This is a genomic window from Rhodococcus sp. NPDC127527 (assembly GCF_042672245.1).
In the GTDB taxonomy this organism is placed as follows: Bacteria; Actinomycetota; Actinomycetes; order Mycobacteriales; family Mycobacteriaceae; genus Rhodococcus_G.
In genome coordinates this window covers 37421-49456 of record NZ_JBHXVP010000006.1, presented here as the reverse complement: position 1 = coordinate 49456, position 12036 = coordinate 37421, and the positions used below count along the sequence as shown (strand labels likewise).

General features: G+C 69.1%; 12 protein-coding genes and 2 tRNA genes. 6 read left to right on the top strand and 8 right to left on the bottom strand.

The annotated features are described in order from the left end of the window. Positions 1 to 33: 33 nt before the first annotated feature. Positions 34 to 1230, bottom strand: coding sequence for an Ig-like domain-containing protein (locus ACFVH2_RS12185; protein WP_378427314.1), 1197 nt, complete (start codon positions 1228 to 1230; stop codon positions 34 to 36). Between the two features lie 267 nt (positions 1231 to 1497). On the opposite strand from ACFVH2_RS12185, the gene ACFVH2_RS12180 reads away from it, so the two are divergent. Then, positions 1498 to 1570: transfer RNA gene (locus tag ACFVH2_RS12180), tRNA-Lys, on the top strand. A 64-nt stretch (positions 1571 to 1634) separates the two neighbouring features. Next, positions 1635 to 1707: transfer RNA gene (locus ACFVH2_RS12175), tRNA-Lys, on the top strand. Positions 1708 to 2019: 312 nt separating this feature from the next. On the opposite strand, the gene ACFVH2_RS12170 is transcribed toward ACFVH2_RS12175, so the two are convergent. Further along, positions 2020 to 2241 (bottom strand): DUF3618 domain-containing protein, encoded by a 222-nt coding sequence (locus tag ACFVH2_RS12170; RefSeq protein WP_378427315.1) that lies wholly within the window; start codon positions 2239 to 2241, stop codon positions 2020 to 2022. A 112-nt stretch (positions 2242 to 2353) separates the two neighbouring features. Here ACFVH2_RS12170 and bcp point away from each other — a divergent pair, with 112 nt between their 5' ends. Further along, positions 2354 to 2827: a thioredoxin-dependent thiol peroxidase gene (gene bcp / locus ACFVH2_RS12165; RefSeq protein WP_378427317.1), complete on the top strand. Its 474-nt coding sequence runs from the start codon at positions 2354 to 2356 to the stop codon at positions 2825 to 2827. A 6-nt stretch (positions 2828 to 2833) separates the two neighbouring features. Here bcp and ACFVH2_RS12160 read toward each other — a convergent pair whose 3' ends face one another. The 4 genes from ACFVH2_RS12160 to ACFVH2_RS12145 all read right to left on the bottom strand — a co-directional run bounded on the left by ACFVH2_RS12160 (position 2834) and on the right by ACFVH2_RS12145 (position 7112). Next, positions 2834 to 4198 carry a dipeptidase gene (locus ACFVH2_RS12160; RefSeq protein WP_378427319.1) on the bottom strand — a complete coding sequence of 455 codons (1365 nt, stop codon included), beginning with the start codon at positions 4196 to 4198 and terminating at the stop codon, positions 2834 to 2836. Positions 4199 to 4232: 34 nt separating this feature from the next. Then, on the bottom strand, positions 4233 to 4724 hold the full coding sequence (locus ACFVH2_RS12155; RefSeq protein WP_378427321.1) for a hypothetical protein: 492 nt from the start codon (positions 4722 to 4724) through the stop codon (positions 4233 to 4235). 1 nt (position 4725) lies between these two features. Continuing rightward, positions 4726 to 6204 (bottom strand): APC family permease, encoded by a 1479-nt coding sequence (locus ACFVH2_RS12150; RefSeq protein ID WP_378427322.1) that lies wholly within the window; start codon positions 6202 to 6204, stop codon positions 4726 to 4728. 158 nt (positions 6205 to 6362) lie between these two features. Next, on the bottom strand, positions 6363 to 7112 hold the full coding sequence (locus ACFVH2_RS12145) for a TetR/AcrR family transcriptional regulator (protein ID WP_378427324.1): 750 nt from the start codon (positions 7110 to 7112) through the stop codon (positions 6363 to 6365). Between the two features lie 106 nt (positions 7113 to 7218). Here ACFVH2_RS12145 and ACFVH2_RS12140 point away from each other — a divergent pair, with 106 nt between their 5' ends. The 3 genes from ACFVH2_RS12140 to ACFVH2_RS12130 all read left to right on the top strand — a co-directional run bounded on the left by ACFVH2_RS12140 (position 7219) and on the right by ACFVH2_RS12130 (position 9820). Further along, positions 7219 to 8193, top strand: a complete 975-nt coding sequence (locus ACFVH2_RS12140) for an ATP-binding cassette domain-containing protein (RefSeq protein ID WP_378427325.1) — start codon at positions 7219 to 7221, stop codon at positions 8191 to 8193. Further along, the gene (locus ACFVH2_RS12135; RefSeq protein ID WP_378427327.1) at positions 8190 to 8972 is read left to right on the top strand and encodes an ABC transporter permease; all 783 of its coding nucleotides are present in this window, start codon (positions 8190 to 8192) and stop codon (positions 8970 to 8972) included. Before ACFVH2_RS12140 ends, ACFVH2_RS12135 begins: the two co-directional genes overlap by 4 nt. A gap of 107 nt (positions 8973 to 9079) precedes the next feature. Beyond that, positions 9080 to 9820, top strand: a complete 741-nt coding sequence (locus tag ACFVH2_RS12130; RefSeq protein ID WP_378427329.1) for a TetR/AcrR family transcriptional regulator — start codon at positions 9080 to 9082, stop codon at positions 9818 to 9820. A gap of 13 nt (positions 9821 to 9833) precedes the next feature. Here the strand turns inward: ACFVH2_RS12130 and ACFVH2_RS12125 are convergent, their stop codons facing one another. Both ACFVH2_RS12125 and ACFVH2_RS12120 read right to left on the bottom strand, forming a co-directional pair. Continuing rightward, positions 9834 to 11426, bottom strand: a complete 1593-nt coding sequence (locus ACFVH2_RS12125; protein ID WP_378427331.1) for an MFS transporter — start codon at positions 11424 to 11426, stop codon at positions 9834 to 9836. A gap of 7 nt (positions 11427 to 11433) precedes the next feature. Then, positions 11434 to 11973, bottom strand: a complete 540-nt coding sequence (locus ACFVH2_RS12120; RefSeq protein ID WP_378427333.1) for a hypothetical protein — start codon at positions 11971 to 11973, stop codon at positions 11434 to 11436. Positions 11974 to 12036 lie beyond the last annotated feature (63 nt).

Sequence of the window (12036 nt, the reverse complement as noted above, 5' to 3'; positions counted from 1 at the left end):
ACCGAATGCGCCATTCGGGAAGCAGCGAGCGGGTCAGACGGCGACGTTGCCGGCCTTCCAGGTCGCCCACGGGATGTTCCAGTCACCGAGGCCGTCGACACCCGACAGCGTGCCGCCGACGGTGTTCTTCACGATCGCCAGGTCACCGCGCTTGGTGTTGTCGTACACCCACTTCGCGTCGGCCGGGCTGAGGTTCAGGCAGCCGTGACTGGTGTTGGTGTAGCCCTGCTGTCCCACCGACCACGGTGCGGAGTGGAAGAAGATGCCGCTGTAGGACATTCGGGTCGCCCAGTCCACGGGCGTCTTGTAGCCCTGCGCCGAGTTCACCGGCACGCCGTAGGTGGACGAGTCCATCACCAGGTTCGCGAACCGGTCACCGATGATGTAGACGCCGTTGTCCGTGGGCGTGCTGTCCTTGCCCATCGACGTCGGCATGGTCCGCACCACCTCGCCGTTGCGCTCGAAGGTCACCTGCTTGGTGGTGTCGTCCGCGGTCGCGATCATCGCGTCCCCGATCCGGAACTCCGAGCGCTCGTTCGACTGACCGAACAGGGTGCCGCCCAGGTTGCGACCGAAGACGTTCACGTCGACCGTCACCGCCGTGCCCGGGGCCCAGAACTTCTCGGGCCGCCACCGGACCTCGCGGTTGTTGACCCAGTAGAAGGCGCCCTCGACGGGCGGATTGGTGACGACGGTGATGGCGTCCTGCGCGGCCTTGCGATCGGGGATGTTCTCGTCGAACTGCACGGCCACCGGCTGCCCGATCCCGACGACCTCGCCCTCGGTCGGCAGGATGTACGGCTTGGCGAGATTGCCCGGCGAGCTGGTGGTGAAGTTCGACGTGACCGTGCCCGTGCCGCCGAGACCGAAGGCGTCCGCCTGCAGTCGGTAGCGACCGTTGTAGACCAGTGGCGCCGTGTTCACCCACGACTTCCCGTCCGGCGCGATGGCGCCGGGCACCGGAACGCCGGAACCGTCGACGAGGGTGACCGCCGACAGCTTCCCGTCCCCGACGAGCACGGTCACCGGGTCACTCGGCGAGTGCCCGACCGCCCCGTCCGGCACCACGGACGTCAGCTTGGGCTTGATCAGCTCCGCGACCGGATTCACGTCGATCGCGACGGTCGGTGCCGCCGACGCATTGCCACCCGACGGCACCGTGCACCCCGAAACACCCAGGACGAGGGCCGCTGCCCCCAGCGCCACCACGCCCAGCGAAACCCGCTTCATCTCGCTCCACCCCACTTCACCAACAAGTCCAGATCGGGCCACCGACAGTGCCGACCGCCACGACCCGCGAACACAAATGATCCCAGCCGGCCGCGACGCCGACCCACGGCGCCCCTGACGTCGGCGATAACGTTCACATTGCAATCGACGTCGGGCCGTCCGGCGTTACCGGATACCGATCCTGACCAGCCGATTTCACTTCTGGCGCCCACTCCTGTTACTGTTCCTTTCGCACCGAGCGCGAGGGAACGAGCGCGAGACGCACATGCGCCATTAGCTCAATTGGCAGAGCAGCTGACTCTTAATCAGCGGGTTCGGGGTTCAAGTCCCTGATGGCGCACTCCAAGCAAGCCCCAGTCCTCGGACCGGGGCTTGCTTGATTTCGTGTCGCCCACGCGGCACGGGCGCCATTAGCTCAATTGGCAGAGCAGCTGACTCTTAATCAGCGGGTTCGGGGTTCAAGTCCCTGATGGCGCACTCCAGACACCGCCGGCCTCCGGCCGGGGGCACCCCCGTGAGGGGCCGAAGACACTTCACACAGGCGCATCACGAGCGATCCGGTCCGCGGACCGGGCGCATCCCACCGCATTCGAGCGGATCTCACCGGCACGCCAGGAAATGGGTCCGCGGTCAGCGCCCCTGAAAGTACCGACGCAGCATCGACGAGCACTGTGGAAGCCAACCCGCCGACTCACCGGAAGGGTGTCCACCCGAAGGTCCCGCATCGCACCGGGCCTCGACGACCGAGGTCCGTTCCAGCACACGGGTTCGGGTGGACACCGCCGCGACCTAGCGGAAGATCTTGCGCACCACCAGCAGTGCGACCAGCGCGCCCGCCCCGATCAGCGCGAACTTCACCGGCGGCTCGTTCACCTTGGCAAGCACCGCAACCTTGGTGTTCTCGACCAGACGCTTCGGGTTGGTCCGCACACTCAGCTCGTCGAGGGTGCTCGCGAGTTGGTTGCGGGCCCGCTCGATGTCTCGCTCGATGCTCTCGGTGTCCCTGGGCACGTGAATCCCACTTCCTGTCGTCAGTCGATCTGCTTGCCATGACCGTACCGGTGCGCTCGGCGCCGCCGTAGGCAGGAACGCCTCTCGGCGGAAACGAAGTAGCCTGACGACCGTGACCGAGAACAACCGGCTCGTCGCCGGAGACACCGCGCCCAGCTTCACCCTCCCCGATGCGGACGGTAAGGAGGTGTCGCTGTCCGACTTCCGCGGACGCAAGGTCATCGTCTACTTCTACCCCGCCGCCAGCACGCCCGGCTGCACCAAGCAGGCCTGCGACTTCCGCGACAACCTCGCCGAGTTGAACGGAGCGGGCCTCGAGGTCGTCGGGATCTCCCCGGACAAGCCCGCCAAGCTCGCCAAGTTCCGCGACACCGAGGAACTGACCTTCCCGCTGCTGTCCGATCCCGACCGGTCCACCCTCGCGGCGTGGGGCGCGTTCGGCGAGAAGACCATGTACGGCAAGAAGGTTCAGGGCGTCATCCGCTCCACCTTCCTCGTCGACGAGAACGGCAAGATCGAGGTCGCGCAGTACAACGTGCGTGCCACCGGCCACGTGGCCAAGCTGCGCCGCGACCTGTCCGTGTAGCACCAGTCAGCGGGTGTCGGCGAACCTCGTCAGGAACAACGCCTCCGCGACGGCGAGGTTCTCGATCTCGGACGGGTCGACGCTCTCGTTCGGCGCGTGGATCAGGCAGCGCGGTTCCTCGACGCCGAGCATGACCAGTTCGGCGTCGGGGACCTCGCCCCCGAAGACGTTGCAGAGCGGGATCGAGCCGCCCTGCCCGACCGTGCCCATCGCCTTGCCGAACGCCGCCGCCATCGCCGCGGCGAGCGCCGCGTAGCCCGGCCCGTCGGTGCCGGCGCGGAACGGCGCGCCGAGTTGCTCCGGATCGACGGTCACCTTGGCGCCCCACGGGGCCGCGGCGAGCAGGTGTGCGGTCAGCGCGTCCCGCGCCTTCTGCGGGTCCATGCCCGGCGGCACGCGAAGATTCAGGCGGGCCGACGCGCGCGGCTGGATCGCGGCCGCCGACCCCACCACCGGTGGGCAGTCCATCCCGAGGATCGTCAGCGCGGGCCGTGCCCACACCCGGTCCGCGACCGATCCGGTCCCGGCCAGCTCCACCCCGTCGAGCACGCCCGCGTCCGTCCGGAACTGGTCCTCGGCGTAGTCCACTCCCGACCAGGCCTGGTCGGACTCGAGTCCGTCGACGACGGTGTTGCCGTCGGCGTCGCGCAGGGTCGAGAGCATCTGCACGAGGGCGGCCAGCGCGTCCGGCGCCGGGCCGCCGAACATCCCCGAATGCACCTCGCTCGCCAGCGTTTCCACGTGCACCACCACGTTCGCCACGCCCCGCAGTGTGACGGTCGCGGTGGGCTGCCCCACCGCGGCGTTGCCGGTGTCGACCACCAGGATCATGTCGGCCTGGAACAGGTCGGGCCGTTGCTGGACGAGGGCCTCCAGTCCGCCGGTACCCATCTCCTCGGACCCCTCGGCGACGATCCGGATCCCCACCGGGAATGGCGTCCCGAGCGCCCGCAGTGCGAGCAGGTGCATGACGATATTGCCCTTGCAGTCCGCGGTGCCCCGGCCGTACCAGCGCCCGTCCTTCTCGGTGAGCTCGAACGGAGCGGTGTGCCACTTGCTTTCGTCGCCGGGCGGCTGAACGTCGTAGTGGCAGTACAGCAGGACGGTCGGCGCGCCGTCGGGACCGGGCTGGTGCCCGACGACCGCGTCCGAGCCGTCCGGGGTCTCGATCAACTCGACGTGGCCGATGCCCGCCGCGACGAACGCGTCCTTGACCCAGTTCGCGGCGCGGCGGCACTCCTCGGGCGGGAACTGGCGGGCGTCGGCCACCGACCGGAAGCCCACCAGCGCCGCGAGTTCGTCGCGGGCCGTGGGCATCAGTGCCTGCACCCTGGAGCGGATCCCGTCCACCGTGGTCGTCACGTCCGTCACCGTCGCCTCCTCCTGTGTCCCGGCCGGGTGCCGGTCACTCGTCGTCCACCAGTTTCAGATCGTCGGCGTACTGATCGAAGCCGCTCAACTCGTCCGGGCAGTACACCCCGATCACGAGCCGCGCGCCCTCGACCTGGTTGCGCGTCGCGATGACCGGGCGCTGTCCGGGTCCCGCGGCGCCGTTGACGATCTGCTGGTCGAAGGTGCCCTCCCGCAGGGAGTTGCCGGGATCCGTGCAGGCCGCTCCCCCGTCCACCCCCAGCACCCGCGCGGTGGCGTCCACGTCGATCGTGCCCAGACCCGCCTGCTGGAATCGCAGCGCCAGCTCGGTGGCCTTGGAGTCGGCCTCGGCGCTGCGCTTGTTGCTGTCGAATGCGACCAGACCCCACACCGACAGCCCCACGAACAGCGCGAAGGCGGTGAGATAGATGATCAGGTGGGTGTTCTCGGGATGTTTCTGCATGTCGTCCACGGCGGCGACGTTGACGCCGTCGTCGGGCGAGGTCGGGGTTCCGGAGGTGGTCATCTCACGCCTCCTCCGCCTCGAGCGCGGCGAGCGGGTCCACCGTCACCTCCTGCTTCCAGGACGGTTTGCGAAGCGCCAGGATCAGCAACGGCAGCCCCAGCCCGACGATGCCGAAGCCGCCGCCCACGATCAGCACGTAGACGAACACGCTGCCGCCGCCGAACTGGGACGGTGGCACGAACCCGATGCAGAACGCGGCGAGGCTCGAGACGATGCCGACCCAGCAGAGCAGGAACAGTGCGGGCGCCCGGTAGCCACGGGGATGGTCCGGCCGGTTGCGCCGCAGACGCATCGCCGCGGCGAACATCAGCACGTACACCACCAGGTAGACCTGCGTGGTGATCACCGACAGGATCCAGTAGGCGCTGGACACCTCCGGGATGAAGGCGTACAGCAGCGCGATCAGCGTGGTCACCACGCCCTGCGCGACGAGGATGTTCTGCTGGACGCCGTGCTTGTTCAGTCGCTGCAGGACCGGGGGCAGGAAGCCGTCCTGGCGGCCGATCATCAGCAGGCCCTTGGACGGCCCGGCCAGCCAGGTCAACATGCCGCCGAGCGAGGCCGCGATCAGCATCAGTGCGAGAATCGGTGTGGCCCAGCCGAATCCGAAGTGCGCGAAGAAGGTGTCGAAGGCCTGCATGACGCCCGCGGTGAGCGAGAGCTTTTCGGCGGGCACCACCCAGCTGATCGCGATCGCCGGCAGGATGAAGATCCCGAGCACCAGCCCCATCGCCACGAACATCGCCCGCGGGAATTCGCTGGCGGGCTTGCGCAGGCTCGACACGTGCACCGCGTTCATCTCCATGCCCGAGTAGGACAGGAAGTTGTTGACGATCAGCACCAGGCTCGCGATCCCGGTCCAGGCCGGCAGCATGGCGCTGAACTCCATCGGCGCCGCCGAGGGGTTGCCCTGACCGAGGAACACGACGCCCATGACGATGAGGAGCGCGCCCGGGATCAGGGTGCCGAGGATCAGGCCGGCGCTCGACAGACCGGCAACCGCCTTCATGCCCCGAGAGGAGACGAAGACCCCGGTCCAGAAGAGCGTCACGATGATGATCGCGGTGTAGAGCCCGTTCGAGGCCAGCGCCGGATTCACCACGTAGGCAAAGGTGCTCGCGACGTAGGCGAGCAGCGTCGGGTAGTAGAAGATCGTCATCGCGAACTGACACCAGACGGCGAGGAAGCCCAGCTTGTCCGAGAGCCCTTCGCCCACCCAGCGATAGACGCCGCCCGACCAGCCGGAGGCCAGTTCCGCGGAGACCAGGGACGTGGGCAGCAGGAACACGATCGCCGGCACCACGTAGAGGAACACGCAGGCGAGGCCGTACACGGCCATCGACGGCGCCGAGCGCAGGCTGGCCACCGAACTGGTGGTCATCATCGCGAGTGCGATCCAGGTGATGTACTGCTGCCGCGGCGCGGTCGGCAACGCCCTCGCCCTGGCCGAACTCGACTCCCCGGCAGTGTCCACGCTCATCGCTCCACCATCCCGTCGGACAGGCCGCCGTCCAGTCAACGTGCACGGGCGACCACTGGCTTCACTGCGCACTATTCACGCCGCGAGGCGAACTCGCAGCGGTGCAACCGATACGAGACGTGATTTCACCCGGATCGGGTGAGCCGGCGGACGCCGAATCAGCGATGTTCGTCGATCAGCTTCGCGATGCCGTCGAGCAGCAGGTCGAGCGCGAAGGTGAAGTCCGCGTCGTCCCAGTCGACGTCGGGGTCGGCGTCGAACGCGCCGTCCGCGACCGCCCCGGTCAGGTGGGGGAACCTGGCCGGATCCAGCAATTGCGGCAGCAGCGCCCCGTAGGCCACCTCCTCGGCCGGGGGCGTGGAGGCGATGTCGGCGGCGAAGCGGGCCCGGCCGATCACGTACAGCGACGTGTTCACCACGACGGTGAATTTCAGCGCCGGGGGCAGCGGGGTCCCGGCCAGGGCTCCGAGACCGGCGTCGAGCCAGGCCATGTTGTTCGGGCCGGTCGGCACCGCGGTGATCGGCAGCTGCAGCCACCACCGGTGTCGCATCAGCGCCTCGTACTCGGATGCGGCCCACTGCGCCAACGCATCCCGCCACGGCGTCCCGGGCTCGATGTGCGGCGCCGGGCCCACCACCCGGTCGGTGACGAGCTCGATCAGCTCGTCCTTGCTCTTGACGTACCGGTACAGCGACATCGTGGTGAAGCCCAGCTGCTTGGCCAGGCGCGCCATCGACAGCGCCGACGCGCCCTCCGCATCGGCGAGTTCGATCGCGGCGTCGAGGATCCGCTCGATGCTCAGCCCGCGCCGTGGGCCCCGGCTGCCCGGTTCGGCGAGCCCCCAGGCGAGCTTGACGGTGCGGGGCAGGTCGCCCGTCGCCGCGGTGTCCGCACCACTGCTGTCCATGTCCGTGCCGCTCCCGTCGTCACCCTCTTGCGCTCATCGTAAAACTGTGTACGTTATAAACACGAAGTTTATGTCATACACAGTTTCCGAATCCGGGAGAAGACCGATGACTCACGACGAACCCACCGGGGCGATTCACGTCTCCGGCCTCACCAAGACCTACGGCGACCGCACCGTGCTGGACGGCCTCGACCTGCACGTCCCGGCCGGCCGAATCTTCGCCCTTCTCGGCGCGAACGGTGCCGGCAAGACCACCACGGTGCGCATCCTGTCCACGCTGCTCCCCTTCGACTCCGGCCAGGCGACCGTCGCCGGGCACCCGCTCCCCGACGCCGCGGGGGCGGTGCGCCGCAGCATCAGCGTCACCGGCCAGTACGCGGCGGTCGACAAGGTGCTCACCGGCCGCGAGAACCTCGTGCTCGTGGCCGAGCTCAACCACCTCGGCCGCAGCGAGGCGCGCCGCCGCACGGCGGAACTGCTGGACCGGTTCGACCTCGTCGACGTCGCCGACCGCCGCGCCTCGACCTACTCGGGCGGCATGGCTCGTCGGCTGGACCTGGCGATGAGCCTGGTCGCGCACCCGCGGGTGGTGTTCCTCGACGAGCCGACCACCGGACTCGACCCGCGCAGCAGGCGTGAGATGTGGGCGGTCATCCGCGAACTCGCCGACGGCGGCGTCACCATCTTCCTCACCACGCAGTACCTCGAGGAGGCCGACCAGCTGGCGGACCGCATCGCCGTCATCGACGGCGGCCGGATCGTGGCCGAGGGCACCCCCGGCGAGCTCAAGCAACTGGTCGACGGCGGCCACGTGGAACTCCAGTTCGCCGACCGGGCGCAGTTCGACCTCGCCGCGAGTGCACTGCCCGGGGCGGTCACCGACGACGGCACCCTGACCGTCGAGGTGCCCACCGACGGCAGCGTCGCCTCCCTCAAGGCCCTGCTCGACCGGATCGACTCCCCCGAGATCTCGGTCGAGAAGTTCGCCCTGCACACCCCCGACCTCGACGACGTCTTCTTCGCCCTCACCGGCGCGCCGCGCGTGACCGGTGCCCCCTCGACGAAAGCCGCAGTCCGATGAGCACCCACACCGACCACGGATTCTCCACCGTCGCAGCCGATTCCACGGTGATGCTGCGGCGCAACCTCAAGCACGTCCTGCGCAGCCCGGACACCATGCTCATGGCGGTGGCGCTGCCGATCATGCTGATGCTGCTGTTCGTGTACGTCTTCGGCGGCGCGATCGACACCGGCACCGAGTACATCGACTACGTCGTCCCCGGAATCATCCTGCTGTGCGCGGCATTCGGCGCCTCGACCACCGCGGTCAGCGTGTCCAGCGACATGACGGCGGGCATCATCGACCGGTTCCGCACGCTGCCCATCGCGCAGTCGTCGTTCCTCACCGGGCACGTGCTCGTCAGCGTGGTCCGCAACCTGGTGACCACGGCGATCGTCATCGCGGTGGCGCTGCTGATGGGCTTTCGCCCGACCACGGACCCGCTGAAGTGGCTGGCGGTTCTCGGCGTGATCGGGGTCTTCATCTTCGGCCTGTCGTACCTGTCGACGGCGCTCGGGCTGCTGGCCGAGAATCCGGAGGCGGCGAGCGGGTTCACCTTCGCGATCATGTTCCTGCCCTATGTGAGCAGCGCGTTCGTCCCCGCCGACTCGATGCCGACGTGGCTGCAGTGGTTCGCCGAGAATCAGCCGGTCACCCCCGTCATCGAGACCGTCCGGGGCCTGCTGATGGGCACCGAGATCGGCAACAGCGCCTGGTTGGCCCTCGCCTGGTGCACCGCGATCACCGTGGTCGGGTTCGTCTGGTCCACCGTGCTCTACCGCCGGCGCGTCGCCGCCTGACCGTCCGCCCCCGACTTCGCGCAGGTATCCGATACTCGGAGAAACACCGAAGTCGGGGGTTCGTCGAATCCGGCACCTGCGACGGCTAACCTGGACAGGTGGACGCCATGACCAGCAGCCGAGCCCTGCGGCGCGCGGACCCGGCCCTGGAGGCGGGAACCGCCGACCCGGCCGCACTGTCGGCGGGAACCGTCGACCCGGCGGCGCTGTCGGCCCCCGACGCGCCGCAGGAACTGCTGCCCCGAAAGCGGCCTACCCAGGAACGCAGCCGACGCAAGTTCGACGCCCTGCTGGCGTCGTCACGGGAACTGCTCACCGAGGTCGGCTTCGAGTCGTTCACCTGCGAAGAGGTCGCGTCCCGCGCGGACGTCCCGATCGGCACGCTGTACCAGTTCTTCGCCAACAAGTACGTCATCGTGTGCGAACTGAACCGGCGGGACTTCGCGGCGGTGCGCGACGAACTCGAGCAGTTCAACGGCGAGGTCCCGTCGCTCGACTGGCTTCGATTCCTCAACAACTTCGTCGACCACCTCGCGAAGCTGTGGACCTCCGACCCGTCCCGGCGAGAGGTGTGGCTGGCAATGCAGTCCACACCCTCGACCCGGGCCACCGGCAAGATCCAGGAGAAGGAGCTGGCCGGGCAGATCGCCCTGATGCTCGCCCCGCTCACCCCCCGCACCGGGCGCGATCGCCGGATCATGATGGCCGAGGTGCTGGTGCACGTCGTGTACTCGATGCTCAACTTCTCGGTCCAGGACGGCCAGTCGCACGCCGACGCGGTCGACGAACTCAAGCGGCTGATGGCCGCGTACCTGCTCGTCGCCGAGAAGGAATCACGCTCGAGCTGACCGGACGCGGCGGTCAGCTCGCCCTGGGGACGTCCGCGGCGAGCTCGTCGTAGCCGCCACGGCTGGATCCGCGCAGCGCCGCGACGGCGGTGATCGCGGCCGCGGCGAAGATCATGACCGCCGAGACCAGCAACGCGGTGTCGAGCCCGGCGTGGAACGCCGCGTAGGTGGCGTGAATGACCTTGTCCACGATCGGCCCGTAGGCCGCCGACGCCGCCGCGTCGCCGCCGGCGGGCACCGTGCCCTTCTCGATGGCGTCGATGATGATCGACTGGAAGTTCACCGGGACGTCGAGCTGGTTCAGCCTGCCGGTCAGGTCCGCGGTCAGGTGCGCGTTGACGAGGGCGCCGAGCGCCGCGACCCCGACCACCGCCCCCACCTGACGCATCGTGTTCGTCGCGGCCGCCGCCATGCCCGAGTGCGCGGCGGGCACCCCCGTCAGCACCGCCGACGTCAACGGCACCACCGCGATCCCGAAACCGAGCCCCGCCACCGCCAGCGCCGCCGCGAGCGGCGTGAACTCGGGACTCTCACCCAGACACGCTCGGGTCAACAGGATTCCGGCGCCGCCGAGCACGCACCCCGCGATCATCGGCACTGCCGCCGTACTGCGCGCCACCCAGAACCCGCAGGCCACCGCACCCGCCACGATCGCCACTGCCATCGGCGAAAAGACTGCGGCCGTACGCATTCCGGAGTAGCCTACGACCTCCTGCAGGTACAGCGCGGTGAAGAAGAAGATCGAGAAGACCCCGAAGTAGACGGCGAACGCGACGACCAGGGCGCTGCGCACCATCGGCGGTCGCAGGAACCGGAAGTTCAGCATCGGGTTGCGTGCCCGCATCTCCACCGCGACGAAGGCGAGCAGCGCGAACCCGCCCACGACGAACAGGGTGACCACCGACGTCGCGTCGTAGCCGACGTCCTCGCCCGAGATCCCGGCGTAGATGACGCAGCCGAGGAATGCCGAACCGAGCACGAAGCCGGCGAGGTCCAGCGGCCCCGGCTGCGGATCCGCACTCTCCGGCACGAACCGGAGTGCCGCGGCGAACAGCACCGCCCCCAGCGCGAGGTTGAACCAGAACACCGCGCGCCAGTCGAACGCACCGACCAGCAGTCCGCCGATCACCGGGCCGAGCGCCAACGCCAGACCGGAGACCCCGGCCCACGCGCCGAGCGCCTTCGCCCGATCGGCCCGGTCGGGATAGATGTGCCGGATCACCGACAACGTGCCGGGCTCGGACGCGGCCGCGCCGACGCCCATCACCGCCCGGCCGACGATCAGCAGCACCACGGTCGGGGCCAGTGCGGAGACCGCCGAGCCGGCGCAGAACACGACGATGCCCACCACCATCACCCGTTTGCGGCCCCACCGGTCGCCGAGCGATCCGGCGGTCAGCATCAGGCTCGCGAAGACCAGCGTGTACGCGTTGACGACCCACTGCAGCGAGATCACCCCCGCATGCAGGTCCGACTGCACGCTGGCGAGGGTCACGCTGACGATCGTGGTGTCGAGGAAGGTCAGGAACAACACCGCGCAGACCGTCGCCAGCGCGACGCGGGGCCTGGTCGCCGCGCCCAGCCTGGTGTCGGCGTCGGAGGTCATGTGGTCCCTAGCTCGGCGCCGCGGCGGTGGTCGGTGCCGCGCAGACCGGGGGTGGGCTGCCCTCGAGGGTGAGCAGCGCGCAGAACGTCGACTGTGCGACCTTCCAGTTGCCGTCCACCTCGACCGCCTCGCCCGTCTGATCCGGCAGCACGGGCTTGCCGTCCATCAGCACCGTGTAGGTGACGGTCGCGTGACCGGGCGCGTCGAGGTCGACCGTCGAGACGGTCGCGGTGGTGCCCTTCGCGATCGGCGAGCCCGCCTGGGCGTCGATGGTGTCCGCGAACGCCTGCCCGTTCTGGACCATGGTGATCTTCTGGGCCGCCGCGGTGTCGCCGGAGAAGAACACGACGAAGGCGTCGGTCACCGCGGCGTGCGCGTCGCTCCCCGCCGCGGCCGACGTGGGTGTGGTGCCGGAGGTCGTGCTCTCGTTCGAGCCGCCGCAGCCGATCGCTGTCAGCGCGAGGACCACGCCGAATCCGACGGCGGCCGCCGCGCGCCGCTTCGTCCGGCGACTCCGAGTCGAGTGACTCCGTGTCGAGTCGAGCATGATGCGCCCTTCCGGCGGACACCGGCCTGGTTACGACAGTTACGCCCGGAGGCGTCCACCTGC

Bases quoted from the DNA above. Each gene is read 5' to 3' on its own strand.
- ACFVH2_RS12185 (WP_378427314.1), bottom strand. From the start codon at position 1,230: ATGAAGCGGGTTTCGCTGGGCGTGGTGGCGCTGGGGGCAGCGGCCCTC.
- ACFVH2_RS12155 (WP_378427321.1), bottom strand. From the start codon at position 4,724: ATGACCACCTCCGGAACCCCGACCTCGCCCGACGACGGCGTCAACGTC.
- ACFVH2_RS12150 (WP_378427322.1), bottom strand. From the start codon at position 6,204: ATGAGCGTGGACACTGCCGGGGAGTCGAGTTCGGCCAGGGCGAGGGCG.
- ACFVH2_RS12145 (WP_378427324.1), bottom strand. From the start codon at position 7,112: ATGGACAGCAGTGGTGCGGACACCGCGGCGACGGGCGACCTGCCCCGC.
- ACFVH2_RS12140 (WP_378427325.1), top strand. From the start codon at position 7,219: ATGACTCACGACGAACCCACCGGGGCGATTCACGTCTCCGGCCTCACC.
- ACFVH2_RS12135 (WP_378427327.1), top strand. From the start codon at position 8,190: ATGAGCACCCACACCGACCACGGATTCTCCACCGTCGCAGCCGATTCC.
- ACFVH2_RS12130 (WP_378427329.1), top strand. From the start codon at position 9,080: ATGACCAGCAGCCGAGCCCTGCGGCGCGCGGACCCGGCCCTGGAGGCG.
- ACFVH2_RS12125 (WP_378427331.1), bottom strand. From the start codon at position 11,426: ATGACCTCCGACGCCGACACCAGGCTGGGCGCGGCGACCAGGCCCCGC.
- ACFVH2_RS12120 (WP_378427333.1), bottom strand. From the start codon at position 11,973: ATGCTCGACTCGACACGGAGTCACTCGACTCGGAGTCGCCGGACGAAG.